The 19,702-nt window shown below is 63.4% G+C and carries 17 protein-coding genes, 1 tRNA gene and 1 pseudogene; 10 read left to right on the plus strand and 9 right to left on the minus strand.

All coding sequences use genetic code 11. The features are described from left to right. Nucleotides 1-46: 46 nt before the first annotated feature. Entirely contained in the window at nucleotides 47-919 is an 873-nt protein-coding gene (locus EJ073_RS02220; protein ID WP_126054243.1) for a FecR domain-containing protein, read from the minus strand. Nucleotides 920-1,018: 99 nt separating this feature from the next. Here EJ073_RS02220 and EJ073_RS02225 point away from each other — a divergent pair, with 99 nt between their 5' ends. Beyond that, on the plus strand, nucleotides 1,019-1,423 hold the full coding sequence (locus EJ073_RS02225; protein WP_126054244.1) for a hypothetical protein: 405 nt from the start codon (nucleotides 1,019-1,021) through the stop codon (nucleotides 1,421-1,423). Nucleotides 1,424-1,724: 301 nt separating this feature from the next. Here EJ073_RS02225 and EJ073_RS02230 read toward each other — a convergent pair whose 3' ends face one another. The 4 genes from EJ073_RS02230 to phaC form a co-directional block, all read right to left on the minus strand. Further along, nucleotides 1,725-2,015 carry a hypothetical protein gene (locus tag EJ073_RS02230; protein ID WP_126054245.1) on the minus strand — a complete coding sequence of 97 codons (291 nt, stop codon included), beginning with the start codon at nucleotides 2,013-2,015 and terminating at the stop codon, nucleotides 1,725-1,727. A gap of 300 nt (nucleotides 2,016-2,315) precedes the next feature. Further along, nucleotides 2,316-2,390 (minus strand) — tRNA-Glu (locus EJ073_RS02235). 191 nt (nucleotides 2,391-2,581) lie between these two features. Then, on the minus strand, nucleotides 2,582-3,721 hold the full coding sequence (locus EJ073_RS02240; RefSeq protein WP_245455454.1) for a YcbK family protein: 1,140 nt from the start codon (nucleotides 3,719-3,721) through the stop codon (nucleotides 2,582-2,584). 326 nt (nucleotides 3,722-4,047) lie between these two features. Further along, a complete protein-coding gene (phaC, locus tag EJ073_RS02245; RefSeq protein WP_126054247.1) occupies nucleotides 4,048-5,883 on the minus strand; it encodes a class I poly(R)-hydroxyalkanoic acid synthase in 1,836 nt (611 codons plus the stop codon). Nucleotides 5,884-5,980: 97 nt separating this feature from the next. Between phaC and EJ073_RS02250 the strand changes: the two genes are divergently transcribed. From EJ073_RS02250 to recJ, 5 genes and pseudogenes are all read left to right on the plus strand, one after another. Next, nucleotides 5,981-6,388, plus strand: coding sequence for a hypothetical protein (locus EJ073_RS02250; RefSeq protein ID WP_127407160.1), 408 nt, complete (start codon nucleotides 5,981-5,983; stop codon nucleotides 6,386-6,388). A 45-nt stretch (nucleotides 6,389-6,433) separates the two neighbouring features. Then, the gene (locus EJ073_RS02255) at nucleotides 6,434-7,651 is read left to right on the plus strand and encodes an LL-diaminopimelate aminotransferase (RefSeq protein WP_126054248.1); all 1,218 of its coding nucleotides are present in this window, start codon (nucleotides 6,434-6,436) and stop codon (nucleotides 7,649-7,651) included. Nucleotides 7,652-7,697: 46 nt separating this feature from the next. Then, nucleotides 7,698-9,011 (plus strand): homoserine dehydrogenase, encoded by a 1,314-nt coding sequence (locus tag EJ073_RS02260; protein ID WP_126054249.1) that lies wholly within the window; start codon nucleotides 7,698-7,700, stop codon nucleotides 9,009-9,011. Between the two features lie 225 nt (nucleotides 9,012-9,236). Further along, on the plus strand, nucleotides 9,237-10,220 hold the full coding sequence (gene glpX / locus EJ073_RS02265; protein ID WP_126054250.1) for a class II fructose-bisphosphatase: 984 nt from the start codon (nucleotides 9,237-9,239) through the stop codon (nucleotides 10,218-10,220). A 65-nt stretch (nucleotides 10,221-10,285) separates the two neighbouring features. Then, nucleotides 10,286-12,069: pseudogene (gene recJ, locus EJ073_RS02270) on the plus strand (single-stranded-DNA-specific exonuclease RecJ). Nucleotides 12,070-12,090: 21 nt separating this feature from the next. Here the strand turns inward: recJ and EJ073_RS02275 are convergent. The 3 genes from EJ073_RS02275 to folE form a co-directional block, all read right to left on the minus strand. Beyond that, nucleotides 12,091-13,062, minus strand: coding sequence for a patatin family protein (locus tag EJ073_RS02275; protein WP_126054251.1), 972 nt, complete (start codon nucleotides 13,060-13,062; stop codon nucleotides 12,091-12,093). Nucleotides 13,063-13,147: 85 nt separating this feature from the next. Beyond that, nucleotides 13,148-13,606 (minus strand): phosphoribosyl-AMP cyclohydrolase, encoded by a 459-nt coding sequence (gene hisI, locus EJ073_RS02280; protein ID WP_126054252.1) that lies wholly within the window; start codon nucleotides 13,604-13,606, stop codon nucleotides 13,148-13,150. Nucleotides 13,607-13,642: 36 nt separating this feature from the next. Beyond that, entirely contained in the window at nucleotides 13,643-14,278 is a 636-nt protein-coding gene (folE, locus tag EJ073_RS02285; RefSeq protein ID WP_126054253.1) for a GTP cyclohydrolase I FolE, read from the minus strand. A gap of 242 nt (nucleotides 14,279-14,520) precedes the next feature. On the opposite strand from folE, the gene EJ073_RS02290 reads away from it, so the two are divergent. Continuing rightward, nucleotides 14,521-14,967 (plus strand): iron-sulfur cluster assembly scaffold protein, encoded by a 447-nt coding sequence (locus EJ073_RS02290; protein ID WP_126054254.1) that lies wholly within the window; start codon nucleotides 14,521-14,523, stop codon nucleotides 14,965-14,967. Between the two features lie 8 nt (nucleotides 14,968-14,975). On the opposite strand, the gene EJ073_RS02295 is transcribed toward EJ073_RS02290, so the two are convergent. After that, nucleotides 14,976-15,881 (minus strand): LysR substrate-binding domain-containing protein, encoded by a 906-nt coding sequence (locus tag EJ073_RS02295; protein ID WP_126054255.1) that lies wholly within the window; start codon nucleotides 15,879-15,881, stop codon nucleotides 14,976-14,978. 319 nt (nucleotides 15,882-16,200) lie between these two features. Here EJ073_RS02295 and yidD point away from each other — a divergent pair, with 319 nt between their 5' ends. The 3 genes from yidD (at nucleotide 16,201) to thrS (ending at nucleotide 19,670) form a co-directional block, all read left to right on the plus strand. After that, nucleotides 16,201-16,575, plus strand: coding sequence for a membrane protein insertion efficiency factor YidD (yidD, locus tag EJ073_RS02300; protein WP_126054256.1), 375 nt, complete (start codon nucleotides 16,201-16,203; stop codon nucleotides 16,573-16,575). 146 nt (nucleotides 16,576-16,721) lie between these two features. Then, the gene (blaOXA, locus tag EJ073_RS02305; protein WP_126054257.1) at nucleotides 16,722-17,540 is read left to right on the plus strand and encodes a class D beta-lactamase; all 819 of its coding nucleotides are present in this window, start codon (nucleotides 16,722-16,724) and stop codon (nucleotides 17,538-17,540) included. A 153-nt stretch (nucleotides 17,541-17,693) separates the two neighbouring features. Continuing rightward, a complete protein-coding gene (gene thrS / locus EJ073_RS02310; RefSeq protein ID WP_126054258.1) occupies nucleotides 17,694-19,670 on the plus strand; it encodes a threonine--tRNA ligase in 1,977 nt (658 codons plus the stop codon). Nucleotides 19,671-19,702: the final 32 nt, after the last annotated feature.

Genomic DNA, 19,702 nt, shown 5'->3' on the forward strand with positions numbered 1-19,702 from the left:
GAAGCGCCAGGAAAAAGAGCAGCTATCCGTTGCTCTTGCCGCCGCCCTATCCCTTCTTGCCAGGACCGTAGGATTTTCCGGGATTGCTGGGGTCGTGCTTGCCGGGGTCATTTCCATGACCGTTGTTGCCATCATCCGTTGGCGGGGCCGGCGGGTCCGGCGGATCCGGCGGATTGGGTGTGCCCGGACTGGGTGGACTGGGCGCCCGTTGCTGCTGCGGCCGCGGCGTATGCTCCTGCTGAATGGCGGCCGTAAGCCCGCAATTTCCGCCCGTACCGAAGCCTCCCGAAAGCTGCTGAGTGCCGGTCAGAAACGGCAACGCCCGCTGGGTGCCGAGTGCGGTGAGCACAGATCGATTGACCTTGGTAACGTCGCTCATAGCGCCTGATGGCGACGCGACCACACAATCGCAACGCTGCTTCAGTTCCCGGCATCCGCCACCGCTGCAGAACCGAGCCGACCCCTTCAGGAGCACGACGGCGGTTTTGCCGTTGGGCGCGATGTGAACATCGAATGCTGTTCCCCGCACGCCTATCGTGCCTGCAGGCGTGACGATCTGGTAGGCGGACGAGGACGAACTTCCGCTTATCCAGCGAAACGTTCCCTTGGCAGCGCGGATGGTAAGGTTCTTCACCGAATTATCATCGTTGAAGACGTACTTGTCGATGACGACGGAGGAACCCCACCCTACCGCCAGCTTGGTGCCATCCATGAACACGAATTGGCCAAGCCCGGTATTGGATGTCCTGATACGTTCGTCCCGGTGAACGGGTGCGCTGACCACCAGCGGTCCGGTTGCGCCGGTGACGGCAGTCTTGATCACGACTGCCTTGCCGACTGTTTCGGCGGCGGCTATCGGTGTCGCATTGTTGAGCGTCGCGGCAAGCGCGACAACAGCAACCCACCTCAAGGACGGCATTGCATCCTCCTGTAAGATCGATCTTTATTAGCAATTTCTTTATTAGCACATGTACCAAAGGTTGTCTTTACGGGAGGGCATACGTCAATTTGAGTAGACATGGCTCGTTTCCGCAGGCGAAGTTCGATCGGCAATTCGCAATTCGGCGGCGACCCGATGAACGGCCATCTGGACGAAATTCGCATCACGGTCGGTCATAACCGTTACGAGCTCGGACACGAGCTTCACGCCGCCGACTGCGGCTTTTCCCAAGGTCAAAAAATGCCGCGCGGTGCAAGGCAGGCATACTGGGCCGGCCTCAATGCGTCAGCGGTTGAACTTGCCTTCGTAGCCGTAGGAAATGTCACTCGGCAGACTGAGCGCTGCTTGCCGGAATTCGAGATTGAATATCTGATCCGTATACCGGCCATCGTTCAACAGCCCGTCCCATGCGAAGAACGCGGCAACCGCGACAAGGATGAGCATAAACGTTCGCATCGGAACCCCCTCTCTCAAGAGGGCTGAAGCTCTCCCATGGAATGCTTGCGCATCCTCAACACCAGCAAGCGCGTGGCCGCGAACGGTGTCATGACGAGAAACGTCATCGCGACGCTGATGAGGAATGACAACTGACAGAATGCGCTGGGAACGTAACAAACAGCTTCCATAGACCTAACCCCTTCAAACCACGGTTACTCTGGTGGCCTCCCTCCGCCCGCTCTCCAAGCATGATCCTGCTTCGGCAGAAATACAATAGGTTGCTAATATAAGATTGTCATCGCTTTGCTCTCCGCTGGCCAGCAGCACGAGCCTCGGCCTCAGCTTCTCAGTATTTGATTTTTCTTGATTCTATAGGTCCCAGCCCGGCAGATACGCGTCGCGCGACGTCTCTAACTAGATGATGGATCGCGCTCGGCTCGTTCTTGGCATATGCCGTGAAGAATTCCATCGACTGTGCAACCTGATAAATTTCCCGGAAGTTCCGCGACATCAACCCATCGTTGTCTTCAAACGGGTTCAACATCACGCACTCCATCCGCTCTACGGCGTCAGGAAATCTCGCGAGGTAGGCTTTGAGGAACTCCTCGATCTGTTCGTCGCTGAAATGCTTACCCATGGTCTCCTCCGCGCAGCAGTACATAGATAGCTAGTCCGGCAATCAGCAGGAGGATTGTAGTCTGCTGAGAGTTGTAAGGGTCGGCGAAGACGCCGAGCTCTGTGAAACCTCATATCGGGGTTCGCTGTTAGAGCAGCCGGCGAGAGCCGCAGCAGCCAGGCAAAGAACGGCAGTTCACATTTCCCCCTCTATTTCGCATGAGGAGCGGGAGCGTGACAGGTATCGCCCGCGCCGACAAAGCCGGGAGGGATATTGGCCATAAATTGGACAGCGAAGGGAGATTGCCAGCAAAGTGCTTGCTGGTACGCCCAAGGGGAATCGAACCCCTGTTACCGCCGTGAAAGGGCGGTGTCCTGACCGCTAGACGATGGGCGCGCTCAGATGAAGCGGCTTATAATTGCGTTGTTCGCAGCCGGCAACCCGTCTGCCGCTGCCTGCGACAACTTTTTTCTAGAGTGGCAAAAACCGCTCTTTCGGCGAGCCAAAGGCGCGGTTTTCGGCCTCGCGTAATCTTCCGGGATGTTCGGTGCTTTGCCTCGGCCGGCAGAAGTAAGCCGCCGCCGTCGCTAGCCGCGCCGGCGGCAGCGCCAGTTCCAGTCGCGCTCGGGGCCGACGTCGACATGGACGGATTCGGTGTGGCAATAGGTGCCGACGCCGCCGCGGCCGGGCATGGTACGGATGTAGCTCGCCAGCTCCCATTTGGAGACGCCGGGAACCTGGATGTCGGCGGCGGCGCAGTACATGTGCAGCGAATTCTTGGCGCCGTTGGCGCGGCGGTTGCGGGCCGGGTCGCGATAGCCTGAGGTGACGACCATCTTGCGGCCATAGTGGCCCTCGATCGTCTTCAGCACGCGCACCAGCGACGGCTTCAGGCAGGCGACGTCGACGCTTTCGTTCTGCTTCAGCAGGCCATTGGGCGCCAGCCTCGCCATGCCGGCGGCCGACGCCACCTGGTAGGAGCCGCCCTCGTCCTCGTTAAGGTCGACGTCGCTCTCATCGTCGATGCCGGATTTGCGCTTGATCTCGAACAGCGCGGTCTGGCGCACGCCGGGCAAGGCATCGGCGCCGGTGATGTGATTGCTTGGATCGTCGAGCGAGGCCAGTTGCACCGGCTTTTCGGCCGGGGTGGCGGAAGCGAGCGTGATGATCGGCTTGGCGGGCGCAGTCGCCTTGGCAACGGCCGGCTGCTCGCCCGAGCGCGCGTTGACCAGCGGCGCTGGGGCTGCCGAGGCCGGCGTGGTGCTGAACAGCGAGGCAAACAGGCCCTTCTTCGGCGCGGCGATCTGCTGCTGGGGTGCTTCGCCCGCCGTCACGTAGACGCCGTTGTTCATTGGCTGCGCGGCCGCCGCTTCAGCCTGCGGCTTGGGCGCGGTCGCGGCGGCGTCGCCAGCAGCGACCTGCTGGGCCACGACCTGTGTCTGTTCGGCTGTCTGCGCGGGCTGAACCAGCGGCTGCGGCGTGTTGCCGGCAACGGTGTCGGCACCGGCCGGCACGTTGATAGGGAAGGCCGATCCCGGCTTCGTCACCGGCACGTAGGCGACCTTTTCAGGCAAGGGCTTGTCGCCATCACCCATTACGGTCGATATCGCCTCCGAAGAGGCCGAAGTCACCTGCAGCGACGAATCGGTTGATGTTGCTGGCTTGGCGCTGGTTGCAGCGCTCATCTCGGTGGAGGTGGCATTATAGCCGGGCATGCCGACCGACATGGTGGGGTCGCCGGCGGAGGTGCAGGAGGCCAGAAGCACGGAGAAAAGCGCTGCCGCAATGCTGCGACCTTCCCTCCGCGCGAGACGCCAACCACCGGACTTCAAAACTAAATTCCCCCTCGGTAGCCGGCCGGCTCGTCATCGCCGCAGCGTTCTACGCCCCTCGCTACGACTGTTCTGTTCCCAAACCGGAAACGGGACCTGTGTCAAATCTGCAAGCCTCGGAAGTAATCGTTTTTTCCAGGCGAATTGAAGCCACCAGATAGTTGACGCCACCATTTCGACCTGTTTTGACGGGCCGTCAACTCACCAGACATTACAGTCTGTTACACGCGCACCTTGACATAGGTGCCCGGCGCATCCCCCAAGGTTTTCATATGCTTGCCGGGTTTGCGCGCCTGCACGCGCGCGTTGTTCTGGGTTTCGACCCAGTGCTGCCAGTGCGTCCACCAGGAGCCGGGATGCTCCACGGCCGAGGCGAACCACTGGCCGAAGTCGCCCACCGGCTTGCCGCCCGTCCAGTACTGGTACTTGTTCGCGGTCGGCGGATTGACGACGCCGGCGATGTGGCCGGAGCCGGCCATCACATACTCGACGCTGCCGCCGAAATAGCGCGAGCCGAGGAACACCGAGAGCGCCGGCGCGATGTGATCCTCTTTGGTCGCCAGGTTATAGACGGGGATCTTGATATCGGCCAGCGAGACGGTGCGGCCGGCAAGCTCCATCGTGCCGCGCGACAGATTGTTCTCGAGATAGCAGTTGCGCAGGTAGAAGGAATGGTTGGCCGCCGCCATGCGGGTTGAATCGGCGTTCCAGTACAAGAGGTCGAAGGGCAGGGGATCCTTGCCGCGCATGTAGTTGTTGATGACATAGGGCCAGATAAGGTCGCCCGAGCGCAGCATGTTGAAGGCGGTCGCCATCTTGGTGCCGTCGAGATAGCCCTTCTCGTTCATCGAGCGCTCGACCGCCGCCACCTGATCCTCGTCGACGAACACTTTCAGGTCGCCGGCATGGGTGAAGTCGACCTGCGTGGTGAAGAAGGTCGCCGATTTGATGCGGTTGTCGCCTTCCTGCGCCAGCAGCGCCAGGGCCGCCGCCAGCAGCGTGCCGCCGACGCAATAGCCGATGGCGTTGACGTCCTTCTCGCCGGTGGCCTTCTCGACCATGTCGAGGCCGTATTGCAGGCCTTCGCGGATATAGGCTTCCCAACCCTTGGAACCGTGGCGCTCGTCTGGATTGATCCAGGAGATGACGAAGACGGTATGGCCTTGCTCGATCGCCCAGCGGATGAAGGATTTCTGTGGGTTGAGATCGAGGATATAGAACTTGTTGATCCATGGCGGGCAGATCAGCAAGGGGCGCTTGAGCACTGTCTCGGTCGCCGGATCGTATTGGATGATCTCGGCGACGTCGCTGCGGCCGACCACCTTGCCGGGCGTCGTCGCTACGTTCTTGCCGATCTCGAAGGGCGAGTAGTCGGCCTGCCTGAGCTTCAGGTCGCCCTTGCCGGCGGCGATGTCCTCGGCCAGCATCTTCATGCCGCGTACCAGATTCTCGCCATTGGACGCGACGGTCTCGCGAAACAGCTCCGGATTGGTCAGGATGAAGTTCGACGGCGCGATCGCGTTCGACACCTGCTTGACGTAGAAGCTGGCCTTGTGGCGGGTGTGCTCGTCGAGCCCCTCGGCATGCTCGACCAGATCGCCTGCCCAGCGCGAGGTGACGAGATAGGCCTGCTTGAGGAAATCGAAGAAGGCGTTGCGGCCCCATTCCGGGTCCTGGAAGCGCTTGTCGCCGCGTTCGGGCTTGACGGCGTCGTCCGGCGCCTCGGCATTCGGGCTGACGCGCTGGATGGCGTTTGCCCACACCGTCATGTAGCCGGCGAAGAGCCGCGTCTGCGCTTCCAACGCGCGCTGCGGATCGGAGAGCCAGTATTCGCTGAGCTTAGAGAAGGTCTTGACCATGTCGACCACCGGCTCGGCGACATGGTCGCGCACCTCCCCCTTCTCGCGCGGCTCGGCCCAGGCGGAAGCCGCCTTGCCGGCCTGCTCGATCATACGCGCCATGTTCAACGCGAAGCGTTCAGGGTCCTTGACCAGATATTGCTCGACCGTCGAAGGTCCGCCATCTTCCGCTTTGTCCGAATCGGGCGCTTTGGACATGGTTCGCGGGGTTCCTCCCGGGGCGTTTTCTTGACATATTATCATGGGACATCTGACCGGGTCCAACACGCTCTAACCCGGCTGCCAGGAAAACAATATGACGATTAATATTGGCAAGACGGTTTTTTCGGCAAGCGCACGCATTTGCCGCATGGCCGCGGCGATGGCCTTGCTGTCTGCCGGTCTGGCGGCGGGCGGCTGCTCGACGAGCAACACCACGAACGCGGCGCCGGTCGCCGGCGTCGAAGGGCCAAAGGACACCGGTTCCTATCCGAACCTCAACATCCCGCCGCAGGTGGCCGCCAAGCAACTCACCAAGGAGGAGACCGACGCCAAGCTTGCCCAGTTGAAGGGCGAGCAGCAGGCGCAACTCGCCAAGAGCGGTGGCGGCGACCAGACCGCAAGCCCGGCGGCGCTCAACTCGCTGGCCAAGAACCATGGCGATCAGGCGCTGAAGCAGATCGAGACGAAATGCGATCCCGCCCTCGACCCTAGCTGCAATTAGGGATATATCGCGCGCCGAAACCACCTTTGAATGTCTGGAACTGACATGGAAGAATTTCACAAGGTCCGCCGGCTTCCGCCTTACGTGTTCGAGCAGGTCAACCGGCTGAAGGCCAGCGCCCGCTCGCGCGGCGCCGACATCATCGACCTTGGCATGGGCAATCCGGACCTGCCGACGCCGAAGGCCATCGTCGACAAATTGTGCGAAGTGGTGCGCGATCCGCGCACGCATCGCTATTCCTCGTCGCGCGGCATTCCGGGCCTGCGACGCGCCCAGGCGGCGTACTATCAGCGCCGCTTCGGCGTGAAGCTCAACCCCGATACGCAGGTGGTGGCAACCCTCGGCTCGAAGGAAGGCTTCGCCAACATGGCGCAGGCGATCACCGCGCCCGGCGACGTCATCCTGTGCCCGAATCCGACCTATCCGATCCACGCTTTCGGCTTCATCATGTCGGGCGGCGTCATCCGCTCGCTGCAGGTGGAGCCCGACGACGGCTTCATCCCGGCGGTCGAGCGCGGCATCCGCCACTCGATCCCGAAGCCGCTGGCGCTGATCCTCAACTATCCGTCGAACCCGACGGCGCTGGTCGCCTCGCTCGATTTCTACAAGGACGTCGTCGCCTTCGCCAAGAAGAACGACATCATCATCCTGTCCGACCTCGCCTATTCGGAGATCTATTTCGACGGCAACCCGCCGCCCTCGGTGCTGCAGGTGCCGGGCGCGATCGACGTCTGCGTCGAGTTCACATCGATGTCGAAGACCTTCTCCATGCCCGGCTGGCGCATGGGCTTCGCCGTCGGCAACGAGCGGCTGATCTCGGCGCTGACGCGCGTCAAGTCCTATCTCGACTATGGCGCGTTCACGCCGATCCAGGTGGCGGCGGCGCATGCGCTCAATGGCGATGGCGCCGACATTGCCGAAGTGCGCGAGGTCTACCACAAGCGCCGCGACGTGATGGTCGATTCCTTCAGCCGCGCCGGCTGGAACATACCGGCGCCGGCGGCCTCGATGTTCGCCTGGGCGCCGATCCCGGAACAGTTTCGTCATCTCGGCTCGCTCGAATTCTCCAAGCTCTTGATCGAGCACGCCGACGTAGCGGTGGCGCCGGGCGTCGGCTTCGGCGAGCATGGCGACGATTTCGTGCGCGTGGCGCTGGTCGAGAACGAGCACCGCATCCGCCAGGCGGCCCGCAACATCAAGCGCTTCCTGGCGTCCACCGCCAAGCAGCCCAACAATGTGGTGCCGCTCTCCGCGCACCGCTGAGTTCGCCTGACATCACCGATCGAATTTTTGAGGGGCATCGCCGGACATGGCTGAAGCGTTGCGTGTTGGAATTGCCGGCCTCGGCACGGTCGGCGCCTCGGTGGCGCGCGTGTTGCGCGACAAGGCGGCCGAGCTCACCCGCCAGTGCGGCCGCGACATCGTCGTGGCAGCCGTCTCGGCCCGCGATCCCAAGCGCGACCGCGGCGTCGACCTTGGCGGCGCGCAATGGTTCGACGATGCGGTCAAGATGGCGGAGGCGGCCGATATCGACGTCTTTGTCGAACTGATCGGCGGCGACGAGGGACCCGCGCGAGCCTCGGTGAAAGCGGCACTCGAGGCCGGCCGCCATGTGGTGACCGCCAATAAGGCGTTGCTGGCCAAGCATGGCGTGCAGCTGGCCGAGATCGCCGAGAAGAAGGGTGTGCTTTTGAATTACGAGGCCGCGGTGGCCGGTGGCATCCCCGTCATCAAGACGATGCGCGAGGCGATGGCCGGCAATTCGGTCACCAGGGTCTTCGGCATCCTCAACGGCACCTGCAACTACATCCTGACTCGCATGGAAGCCGAAGGCATCTCCTTCGACGCGGTCCTCAAGGATGCGCAAAGGCTCGGCTATGCCGAGGCCGATCCGACCTTCGATATCGAGGGCCACGACACGGCGCACAAGCTGTCGATCCTGACCAGCCTTGCCTTCGGCACGAGGATCGCCGCCAACGACATCTATATGGAAGGCATCTCCAACATCACCCAAGCCGACATCCGCGCGGCCGGGGACCTCGGCTATCGCATCAAGCTGCTCGGCGTCGCGCAGCGCACCGAGAGCGGCATCGAGCAGCGCGTGCACCCGACCATGGTGCCGACGGCTTCCGTCATCGCGCAGGTGCACGGCGTCACCAACGCGGTGGCGATCGAGACCGACATTCTGGGCGAGCTTCTGCTTTCCGGCCCAGGTGCGGGCGGCAACGCCACCGCTTCGGCGGTGATCGGCGATATCGCCGACATCGCCAAGAGCCGGCCGGGCTTCCAGCACGGACCGGTCTTCGGCCGCCCGGCGAAGGAGCTGAGGCCGTACAAGCGGGCCCAGATGCGCAGCCATGCCGGCGGCTATTTCATCCGGCTCACCGTGCATGACCGCATCGGCGTCTTCGCCGCGATCGCCAAGCGCATGGCCGACAACGACATCTCGCTGGAATCGATCGTCCAGCAGGCCGCAGGCCCGGAAACACACGCGCAGAAGACGGTCATCCTCGTCACCCACGAGACGACGGAAGCAGCGGTGCGCAAGGCCGTCGAGGGCATCACCAAGGATGGCCACCTGACTGACAAGCCGCAGGTGATCCGCATCGAACGGGCCGAATAGTTCGGACCAACTTCGCCTTCAATCGATTGATATTGCTGGGATTTCAAAAAATCCCCGGCCAAGTCTTGCCGTTGTCACGGAGCTTTGACACAAGAAACGCGCCTCTGCGGGAGGCGGGAGCAATTCCAGGAAAACTGCGCAGCGGTTTTCCCCGCCGAATTGCTCAAAACAAGTGTTAGAGCGACTCAAGATACGACCGCTCGCGTCAACGAGGATTTCCCACAGATGAACGTGGCCCAGAACATTGTCGCCGGCCTTGACCGGATACTCACCATGGAACTGGTGCGCGTCACCGAGCGGGCGGCGGTGGCGGCTGCCAGGCTGCGCGGGCGGGGCGACGAGAAGGCGGCCGACCAGGTCGCGGTCGACGCCATGCGCCAGGAGCTGAACCGGCTGGCTATCAAGGGCACGGTGGTGATCGGCGAGGGCGAGCGCGACGAGGCGCCGATGCTCTATATCGGCGAGGAGGTCGGTACCGGCATAGGTCCGGCGGTCGATATCGCGCTCGATCCGCTCGAAGGCACGACGATCTGCGCCAAGAACCTGCCCAATGCGCTTGCCGTCATCGCCATCGCGGAAAAGGGCAGCCTGCTATTCGCGCCCGACGTCTATATGGACAAGATCGCCATCGGGCCGGGCTATGCCGACGGCGTCATCGACATCGACGCGACGCCGGCCGAAAACATCGCCAGCCTGGCCAAGGCCAAGGGTGTCGCGGTGTCCGACATCACCGCTTGCATCCTCGACCGCCCACGCCACGCCAAATTGATCGACGCGGTGCGCGCGACCGGCGCGGCGATAAGGCTGATCGGCGACGGCGATGTCGCCGGCGTCATCCACACCACGGACCCCGACGAGACCGGCATCGACATCTATCTCGGCACCGGCGGCGCTCCGGAAGGCGTGTTGGCGGCGGCGGCGTTGCGCTGCACCGGTGGCCAGATGCAGGGGCGGCTGATCCTCGATACGCCGGAGAAGGTGGCGCGCGCGGCCAAGATGGGCATTGCCGACCCGAAGCGGGTCTACCAGGCGAAGGACATGGCGCGCGGCGACGTGCTGTTCGCGGCGACCGGCGTCACCGACGGCAACATGCTCGACGGCGTCAAGTTCGGCCGCACCTACATCACCACGCACACGATCGTGCTGCGCTCGTCGTCGCGGACGGTGCGCGAGATCAAAGCGCGTCACCAGGATCTGGAAAAGTTTTGATTCCGTCCCGATTGGCCGTCGCATATTAGTATCGGCACTATGAAAATATGCGGACGGCGCGTCGCATGACGGGCGAAAGACGGCTTTTCCTGGATGTCAGGCAATCGGCGACCGGTGTCTCGTGGGAGCATCGGCTGACTGAACGGCAGGACATGACGGCGCTCGCCATCGCGCAGGGCCATGGCGTCCCGGACATCGTGGCAAGGGTGTTGGCCGGGCGCGGCGTCAGCGCGGAGCAGACAGAGCGCTTCCTCGACCCGACGATCCGCGACCTGCTGCCGAACCCGGCCTCGCTCACCGATATGGACAAGGCCGCCTCCCGCATCGCGGAGGCGATCATCGCCAAGGAGAAGGTGGCGATCTTCGGCGACTACGATGTCGACGGCGCGGCCTCGTCGGCGCTGCTCAAGCGATTCCTCGCGCATTTCTCGGTGCCGTCGGAAATCTACATACCCGACCGTATCTTCGAGGGGTACGGTCCCAATCCGGAAGCCATGCGCGACCTCATCTCGCGCGGCGCCAAGCTGATCGTCACGGTCGACTGCGGCACCAACAGCGCCACTTCGATCGACGCGGCCAAGCAGGCCGGCGCCGATGTCGTGGTGCTCGACCACCATCAGGTCGGCGGCCCGCTGCCGGTGGCGAATGCTGTGGTCAATCCCAACCGCGAGGACGATCTCTCGGGGCAGGGTCATCTTTGCGCCGCCGGCGTCGTCTTCCTCTGCCTGGTGCAGACGGCGAAGATCCTGCGAAGCCGGCTGTCGGAGGCCGCCCCGCCGGACCTGCTGTCGCTGCTCGACCTGGTGGCGCTGGCGACCGTCTGCGACGTGGTGCCGCTCACCGGCGTCAACCGCGCCTTCGTGGTCAAGGGGTTGCAGGTGGCGCGCCAGCAGAGAAGCGAGGGGTTGGCAGCCCTTTCCCGGGTGTCGCGCATCGGCGAGCCGATCAGCACCTTTCACCTCGCCTACCTGATCGGGCCGCGCATCAATGCCGGGGGCGCATCGGCGATGCCGCGCTCGGCAGCCGCCTGCTTGCCACCGACGATCCGGTCGAGGCCGGCACGATCGCCGAGACGCTAGACCGGCTGAACCAGGAGCGCCAGCAGATGGAGCTGGAGATGCTGGCCGAGGCGCGCACCGAGGCCGATGCCGAGCTTGCCGGCGGCAATGGCCCGGCCATCGTCGTCACCGCCAGCCAGACCTGGCATCCGGGCATCGTCGGCCTGCTCGCCTCACGCCTCAAGGACCATGCGCGCCGGCCGGCCTTCGCCATCGCCTTCAACGCCAATGGGGTCGGCACCGGCTCGGGCCGCTCGGTGTCGGGATTCGATCTCGGCCGGCTGGTGCGCGAGGCGGCCGATGCCGGGCTGATCGTCAAGGGCGGCGGCCATGGCATGGCGGCCGGCATCACGGTGGAGCGGGCCGGGCTCGGCGCTCTCAGGGCCTTCTTCGAGGAGCGCGCGGCGGCCGACGTGTTCCGGCTGCAGGACGAGGAAAGCCTGGCGATCGATGGCGCGCTCGCCGCCGAGGGCGCGACGCTCTCCCTGCTCGATGCGCTGGAACAGGCCGGCCCGTTCGGCGCCGGCCATGTGGCGCCGGTGTTCGCGCTGCCGCGCCACCGGCTGACCGATGCGCGACCGGTCGGCACCAACCACATCCGCGCCGAGCTGCAGTCGCAAAGCGGTGGCCGCATCCAGGCGATCGCCTTTCGCGCCGTCGATACGGCACTCGGCGAATTCCTGTTCAGGAACCGGGGCAAGACGGTGCATGTCGCCGGGTCGCTGTCCGGCAATTACTGGAACGGCAACCGGACGGTGCAGTTCCGCATCACCGACGCGGCGCTTGCTTGAAAACCTGGCTGTAGCTTGAGATCAGGCCAGAACGGTCTGCAGGCGGGTCAGTTCGTTTATCTGCGCCATCGTCGCCTGGTAGCCGAGGCGGATCGCCTCGTCGGCGCGATGGAATTCGGTCAGGCCAATATGGCTGAGCTTGGGCTGCAGCGACATATCGGGCGGATCGCCGGCGAGCCTGGCGCGCGAGATCCGGTCCTGGATGATGTTGAAGGCTTCGACCATGACGCCGGTGATGCCGAGCCGCGTCTGGTGCGACTGGTGCACACTGTCGGCCCTGCCGGGTCCCGGCGCGTCCTTTTCAATGACCAGTTCACCGGCGCTGTGCTTGATGACGGCGGCGCGGCCGAACAGGTCATAGTGGAGGTTGACCGCCACGACGAGCGGCTGCTCGTAGGCGCGGCAAACCGAAACCGGCACCGGGTTGACCAGCGCGCCGTCGACCAGAATGCGGCCGTTGCAATTCACCGGCTCGAACACGCCGGGCAGCGCGTAGGAGGCGCGCATAGCCGTGATCAGCGAGCCCTTGGACAGCCAGATCTCGTGGCCGGTGCGGATTTCCGAGGTGACGGCGACGAAGGGCTTCGACAAATCCTCGAAGCGGATGCCGGCCAGATGCTCGCGCAGCCTTGCGTCGAGCTTCATGCCGCCGAACAGGCCGCTGCCGCGCAGGTTGAGATCGAGGAGGCCGAAGATGCGACGCTTGGTCAGGCTGCGGGCGAATTCCTCCAACTCGTCCATCTTGCCGGCCAGGTAGCAGCCGCCAACCAGCGCGCCGATCGAGGTGCCGGCGATCATCGACACTTCGATGCCGGCCTCGTCAAGCGCGCGCAGCACGCCTATATGGGCCCAGCCGCGCGCGCAGCCACCGCCGAGTGCCAGCGAAATACCCGTCTTCTTGCCAGGCTTCTGATCGGATGCGCCGCCGGACGAGGAGGGGCCATTGGCCTCTCGAACGTCTGGTCTGCCACGTAATGACGCCCATTCGAGCATCATAATCTCCCCTTATCCCACATCCTTTCTACAGCAAGGATGTTTGAGAATAGTGAATATTAGTGGTTTGTGAATATTGAATGGTTCACACCGGCTTCCGATACGTCTGTTCCGTATCGAACAGCGGCCTGCTGCCATCGTCGGCAAGCGTTGCCTTACCGTCGATCAGCCCCACCGTCCGATAAAAGCAGGAACGTCGACCGGTGTGACAAGTTGCGTCGTGGCCCAACACTTTCACGCGAAGCCATATCGAATCCTGGTCACAATCCGTGAGCATCTCTACGACGGTCTGGACATTGCCCGAGGTCTCGCCCTTCTTCCACAGCGCGTTACGCGAGCGCGACCAATAGTGGGCGATGCCGGTCTCCAGCGTCAGCGCCAGGGCCTCAGCATTCATGTGCGCCACCATCAGCAGCTTGCCGTCCTCGGCGTCGGTGACGACCGCGGTGACGAGGCCGGCCGCATCGAAGCGCGGGCAGAAGGCGGTGCCTTCCTCCAGTGCTTTCTTGTCCGAGGGAGCTTTCGGGAATTCCAGTGCCGACATCACCGGTCCTTGTCTTGGATGGCCGGCGAGGGCCGCTCAGGCCCCGCCGCCGCGCACCATGGTGACGAAGCGGACCTGCTCCTCGGGCGTGTCCTTGAAGACGCCGGTGAAGGTCGAGGTCAGCGTGGTGGAGCCCTGCTTGCGGATGCCGCGCATGGCCATGCACATATGCTCGGCCTCGATCATGACGGCGACGCCGCGCGGATTGAGCACGTCCTGGATGACGCCGGCGATCTGCGCCGTCATCGCTTCCTGGGTCTGCAGGCGATGGGCGAAGATGTCGACGACGCGGGCGATCTTGGAGAGGCCGACGACCTTGCCGTCGGGCAGATAGCCGACATGCGCCTTGCCGATGATCGGCACCATGTGGTGTTCGCAATGCGAGTGGAAGGTAATGTCCTTGACCAGCACGAGGTCGTCATAGCCGGCGACTTCCTCAAAGGTGCGGCCAAGTTCGTCGGCCGGGCACATGTCGTAGCCGTTGAACATTTCGCGAAACGCCTTGGTGACGCGCTTCGGCGTGTCGATCAGGCCCTCGCGGTCCGGATTGTCACCGGTCCAGCGCAACAGCGTGCGCACGGCCGCCTCGACTTCGGCTTCGCTCGGCCGGTCGGTGACGGGCTTTTCCATATAGGCGGAAGGGGGCATGAATTTCTTGATGACGGCATCCATAAAGGCGTCTCCCGTAGTTCCTCTCTCAGGAGGAACGAGTTGAACGGACCACGACCTTTCGGGTGTTAGAAACTCGCCCGGTTTCCAGCCCGTAAGCGGCGTGAACAAATTTGGGCACTGACGGCGGCGCTTGGTTGCCTTGTCGATGCCCGACTGCCAGCATTATATATGGTCGTGCCGAGCGAATGAAAGACGCATCAGCGGCAAACCCTGTTCGTTGGGCGGCGACAGATTGGAAAAAAATGATCGACGACGTCTACAATGCGAAAATCCTGGGCTTCGCCGGAAACATCGGGCGCGTCGGTCGGCTTGACCACCCCGACGCGACGGCGCGCGCGCATTCCAAACTGTGCGGTTCGACCGTCACCGTCGACCTGAAGATGGACGGCGACGTCGTCACCGATTTCGCGCATGACGTGAAGGCCTGCGCGCTCGGCCAGGCCTCGTCCTCGATCATGGCCCAGAATGTCGTCGGCGCGCACGCGGATGAGTTGCGCGCTGTGCGCGAAACCATGCTGAAGATGTTGAAGGAAAACGGCGCGCCGCCTGAAGGCCGTTTCGCCGACCTCAAATTCCTTGAGCCGGTGCGCGACTACAAGGCGCGCCATGCCTCGACCATGCTGACCTTCGATGCTGTGGTCGACGCCATCGGCCAGATCGAGAGGAAACGCGCCGGGCAGGCGGCTTAAGGATCGGGCTAGGCAGTTCTTCCGGTCACGGCGAACTCGCTTCTGATCCAGTCGGCGAACGCCTTGGCGGGTTCCGGCAGATCCCGCAAGCTCCTGGCCACCAGCCAATAGGCGCCGGAAGCAACATCGATGTCGAACGGCTTTATCAAAGTGCCTGACGCGAGTTCCTCGCCGATCTGCAAAAGATCGCCGAGCGCCACGCCGTGGCCGAGCAACGCTGCCTGCTTGGAAAGTGAGATGTCTGCCAGCATCGGACCCCGCGCGGGTACCGCGTCGGCGGGCACGCCGGCGGCCTGGAACCAGCGCGCCCAACCCTGGCGGTTCTCCTCGTGCAGCAGCGTGTAGTGGCGAAGGTCGATCGGCTTTTCCAGGGGAGGGCCCGATGCCAGCAGCCCTGGCGACAGCACCGGTGAATCGACAGTCGAGGCCAGGCGCTCGGCTTCGGTGCGCGGCCATGACGTGGCGTGCGCGCTGAAACGCAAGGCGAGTTCGGGCTGGTCGCTGCGGAACTCGATCGGCCGTACATCGACTTCCAGCGACACGTCGATGTCGGGCCGCAATTGGCGAAAGCGATTGAGCCGCGGGACCAGCCATACAGCGGCTAGCGATGGTTCAACGCTGACGCGGACCACCGATTGCGCCGGCGATGCCACCAGATCCGAAAGCACCCGGTCGATGTCGTCGAAGCTTCTGACCAATTGGTCGAGCAACCGTTGCCCCGCATCCGTCAGTTCGACCCGCCGATGCAGGCGGTGAAACAACGGCTGGCGCAGGAAAGTCTCGAGCTCGCGGATCTGCCGGCTGATCGCCGCCTGAGAGACATAAAGCTCCTCCGCTGCGCGGCTGAAGCTCAAATGTCGCCCGGCCGTCTCGAAGCTCCTGAGCGCTGTCAGTGGCAGCCGTCCTCGTTTCATTTCGCATAACCTCAGGTTATCCGAGGAGGAAATTATACTCGTTTGAGGAGGAAGGCCAGCGGTAGTCCAATCGATGCTCAAAGGAGCACTGCGATGAACCAGCTTCTGGACATTCTCAACGAGGTCATGCGGATCGCAACATTCCAGTGGCATGGCGCAGCCACGCCGAACCGCCACCATGATCGCAGCGATCTTCCCTCTCACCATGCCCAGTGGACCGACCGGCATCCTGTCCGCCGCTCGAGGTCGTGAGGCAAAGACCATTGCGTTCCCGGCGCGAAGCCCACATCTATCGCGCAGTGAAACAGGCTGCGGAGAGATGAGCGACTATCCTGGATATACGCACGGCGCCGGGCCGACCCGGCGCGGGCGCAACTGGCCGGGACCTTGGCGCAAGACGCCGGGCCGCGTCTTCGGCACGTCGCTCGTCCGTCTCTATCAATTGACGCTGTCCGGCTTCGTCGGCAATTCCTGCCGGCATTTGCCGACCTGCTCCGAATACGCGCATGAGGCGATCGCGCGCCACGGCCTGTGGGCCGGCGGCTGGATGGGGTTTTTCCGGGTGTTGCGCTGCGGCCCGTTCGGAACACACGGCATCGACCTCGTGCCCGAGACGCTCGCCAAGCGCTACGTATGGTTCATGCCGTGGCGCTATCGGCAGATCGGCAGGAAGCGCGGCAATCCCGAAGCCTGAGCGCCCGCCAAGGAGCGGCGGCCAAAGCTTCCTTAACGATTTGGTTAGGTTAACCGCATGTTGCTGTGAACTCGCGCATTTGAGACAAAATCGAGACAAGAGGCTTGGATAAATACGCTCCTGCCGCCCTTCAGGAGAGAAACGTCATGCGCCAGATAGACCGCCTTCCGTTCGTTTTTGCCATCGTTCTCTTCCTGCTGGCCTGGCTGCTCGGGTTCCCGATGCGCGCACAGTCGGCGCCGCTCGGCGATATCGAATGCACGCTGATCCAGGATGCGGCGAGCGGCGACACACTCTATCGCGACGGTGCCTGCGACCAACGCTTCAGCCCGGCCTCTACCTTCAAGCTGCCGCTGGCGCTGATCGGCTTTGACGCCGGCATCCTCGCCGACGAACACGCGCCGAACTGGGACTACAAGCCCGAGTTCAACGCGGTGAAGCGCGACCGGAAGACGGTCGATCCGACGATCTGGGAGAGAGACTCGGTCCTGTGGTATTCGCGCGAGATTACCCGCCGGCTCGGCGCTGAAAGATTTGCCGGCTATGTGTCGAAATTCGGCTACGGCAACGCTGATGTCACCGGCGATGCCGGCAAGAACGACGGCCTCACTCATTCCTGGGTGAACTCCTCGCTGGAGATATCGCCTGTCGAGCAAACCGCCTTCCTGCGCCGGCTGCTGGCCGGCAAGATGCCGGTTTCTGCCAAGGCGCATCAGATGGCGGAAGCGATCGTCCCGAGCTTCCAGGCAGGGAACTGGGCAGTGCAGGGCAAGACCGGCAGCACAAGGCTTGGCAATGGCGGCAAGGACATGCGCTCGCTCGGCTGGTTCGTCGGCTGGGCTGAAAAAGGCGAGCGCCGGATCGTCTTTGCCCGGTTGGTCGTCGGCACCAACCGCACCGACATGCCCAAGGGCTTGAAGACGCGCGCGGCGTTCTTGAAAGAGCTGCCCGGCTTGATCAAATAGGCGGAACGAGCGCTTTACGGCGCTGAAATCTACCCATAAAAGACTGCCGCCGCCGGACGCATCCGGCTTCTTGCGCATGCTCCAACCACTGCACTTTGGGCGACATGCATTTCACCACCCGCGCTCGTTTGCGGGACTGGATAGGAGAACTCTATGCTGAATTCCGTTTCCCTGACATTTCCCGACGGCTCCGTCCGCGACTACGACGCGGCGATGACCGGCGCCGGCCTTGCCGAATCGATCTCGAAGTCGCTGGCCAAAAAGGCGGTGGCCTATGCCATCGACGGCACCGTGCGCGACCTTTCCGATCCGCTCGGCAAGCCCGGCAAGGTCGAGATCATCACCCGCGAGGATCCGCGGGCGCTGGAACTGATCCGGCACGACGCCGCGCACGTGCTGGCGGAAGCCGTGCAGGAACTGTGGCCGGGAACGCAGGTGACCATCGGGCCGGTGATCGAGAACGGATTCTACTACGACTTCGCCCGCAACGAGCCGTTCACGCCGGACGATTTCCCGGTGATCGAGAAGAAGATGCGCGAGATCATCCAGCGCAACAAGCCGTTCAGCAAGGAAGTCTGGTCGCGCGAGAAGGCGAAGAAAGTGTTTGCCGACAAGGGCGAGCGCTACAAGCTGGAACTGATCGACGCCATTCCGGACGACCAGGACCTGAAGATCTACGCGCAGGGCGACTGGTTCGACCTCTGCCGCGGTCCGCACATGGCCTCGACCGGGCAGATCGGCAATGCCTTCAAGCTGATGAAGGTCGCCGGCGCCTATTGGCGTGGTGACTCGAACAACCCGATGCTGACGCGCATCTACGGCACCGCCTGGGCCGACCAGGCGCAGCTCGACGCCTACCAGACGATGCTGGAGGAGGCCGAGAAACGCGATCACCGCAAGCTCGGCCGCGAGATGGACCTGTTCCATTTCCAGGAAGAGGGACCCGGCGTCGTCTTCTGGCATGCCAAGGGCTGGAAGATGTTCCAGAACCTGGTCAACTACATGCGCCGACGCCTCGACGAGCAGGGCTATCAGGAGGTCAACGCACCGCAGGTTCTGGACAAGAGCCTGTGGGAGACATCGGGCCACTGGGGCTGGTATCGCGACGCCATGTTCAAGGTGACGGTGGCCGGCGACGACACCGACGACGACCGGGTGTTCGCACTGAAACCGATGAACTGCCCCGGCCACGTGCAGATCTTCAAGCATGGGTTGAAGTCTTACCGCGATCTGCCCGTCAAGCTTGCGGAATTCGGCAATGTGCATCGCTACGAACCTTCGGGCGCGCTGCACGGGCTGATGCGCGTGCGCGGCTTCACGCAGGACGATGCGCATATCTTCTGCACCGAGGAGCAGCTTGCGGCGGAGTGCCTGCGCATCAACGACCTGATCCTGTCGACCTATGCCGACTTCGGCTTCGACGAGATCAGCGTGAAGCTGTCGACGCGGCCGGACAAGCGCGTCGGCACGGACGAGGCCTGGGACCATGCCGAGGAGATCATGAGCGGCGTGCTGGAAACGATCCGCACACGGTCAGGCAACCGCATCAAGACCTCGATCAACCCGGGCGAGGGTGCGTTCTACGGCCCGAAATTCGAATATGTGCTGAAGGACGCCATCGGCCGCGAATGGCAGTGCGGCACCACGCAGGTCGACTTCAACCTGCCGGAGCGTTTCGGCGCCTTCTACATCGGATCGGATTCGGAAAAGAAGCAACCGGTGATGGTGCATCGCGCCATCTGCGGCTCGATGGAGCGGTTCCTCGGCATCCTGATCGAGAACTATTCCGGCCATTTCCCGCTGTGGTTCGCGCCGCTGCAGGTGGTGGTCGCCACGATCACATCCGATGCCGACGACTATGCGAATGAGGTGGTGGCCAAACTCAAGGCCGCCGGGCTTCTGGCGGAAGCGGATCTGCGCAACGAGAAGATCAACTACAAGGTCCGCGAGCATTCGCTGGCCAAGGTCCCCGTCATTCTCGTGTGCGGCAAGCGCGAAGCTGAGGAGCAGACGGTCAACGTCCGCCGGTTGGGGTCGCGCGACCAGGAATCGCTCGGCCTGGCCGAGGCGATCGCACAATTGAGCGAGGAAGCGATAACGCCGGATCGCAGGCGCAAACGCGCTGCCTGAATCCGCACATTCCCGATGGCTTGGCGGTGGAG

The organism is Mesorhizobium sp. M4B.F.Ca.ET.058.02.1.1 (assembly GCF_003952505.1).
In the GTDB taxonomy this organism is placed as follows: Bacteria; Pseudomonadota; Alphaproteobacteria; order Rhizobiales; family Rhizobiaceae; genus Mesorhizobium.

Excerpts from the sequence above, each read along its gene's own strand:
- blaOXA (WP_126054257.1), top strand. The coding sequence starts at position 16,722 with ATGCGCCAGATAGACCGCCTTCCGTTCGTTTTTGCCATCGTTCTCTTC.
- EJ073_RS02290 (WP_126054254.1), top strand. The coding sequence starts at position 14,521 with ATGATCGACGACGTCTACAATGCGAAAATCCTGGGCTTCGCCGGAAAC.
- thrS (WP_126054258.1), top strand. The coding sequence starts at position 17,694 with ATGCTGAATTCCGTTTCCCTGACATTTCCCGACGGCTCCGTCCGCGAC.
- EJ073_RS02250 (WP_127407160.1), top strand. The coding sequence starts at position 5,981 with ATGACGATTAATATTGGCAAGACGGTTTTTTCGGCAAGCGCACGCATT.
- glpX (WP_126054250.1), top strand. The coding sequence starts at position 9,237 with ATGAACGTGGCCCAGAACATTGTCGCCGGCCTTGACCGGATACTCACC.
- yidD (WP_126054256.1), top strand. The coding sequence starts at position 16,201 with ATGAGCGACTATCCTGGATATACGCACGGCGCCGGGCCGACCCGGCGC.
- EJ073_RS02295 (WP_126054255.1), bottom strand. The coding sequence starts at position 15,881 with ATGAAACGAGGACGGCTGCCACTGACAGCGCTCAGGAGCTTCGAGACG.
- EJ073_RS02220 (WP_126054243.1), bottom strand. The coding sequence starts at position 919 with ATGCCGTCCTTGAGGTGGGTTGCTGTTGTCGCGCTTGCCGCGACGCTC.
- EJ073_RS02230 (WP_126054245.1), bottom strand. The coding sequence starts at position 2,015 with ATGGGTAAGCATTTCAGCGACGAACAGATCGAGGAGTTCCTCAAAGCC.
- phaC (WP_126054247.1), bottom strand. The coding sequence starts at position 5,883 with ATGTCCAAAGCGCCCGATTCGGACAAAGCGGAAGATGGCGGACCTTCG.
- EJ073_RS02240 (WP_245455454.1), bottom strand. The coding sequence starts at position 3,721 with ATGTCGGTCGGCATGCCCGGCTATAATGCCACCTCCACCGAGATGAGC.
- EJ073_RS02275 (WP_126054251.1), bottom strand. The coding sequence starts at position 13,062 with ATGCTCGAATGGGCGTCATTACGTGGCAGACCAGACGTTCGAGAGGCC.
- folE (WP_126054253.1), bottom strand. The coding sequence starts at position 14,278 with ATGGATGCCGTCATCAAGAAATTCATGCCCCCTTCCGCCTATATGGAA.
- EJ073_RS02255 (WP_126054248.1), top strand. The coding sequence starts at position 6,434 with ATGGAAGAATTTCACAAGGTCCGCCGGCTTCCGCCTTACGTGTTCGAG.
- hisI (WP_126054252.1), bottom strand. The coding sequence starts at position 13,606 with ATGTCGGCACTGGAATTCCCGAAAGCTCCCTCGGACAAGAAAGCACTG.
- EJ073_RS02260 (WP_126054249.1), top strand. The coding sequence starts at position 7,698 with ATGGCTGAAGCGTTGCGTGTTGGAATTGCCGGCCTCGGCACGGTCGGC.
- EJ073_RS02225 (WP_126054244.1), top strand. The coding sequence starts at position 1,019 with ATGGCTCGTTTCCGCAGGCGAAGTTCGATCGGCAATTCGCAATTCGGC.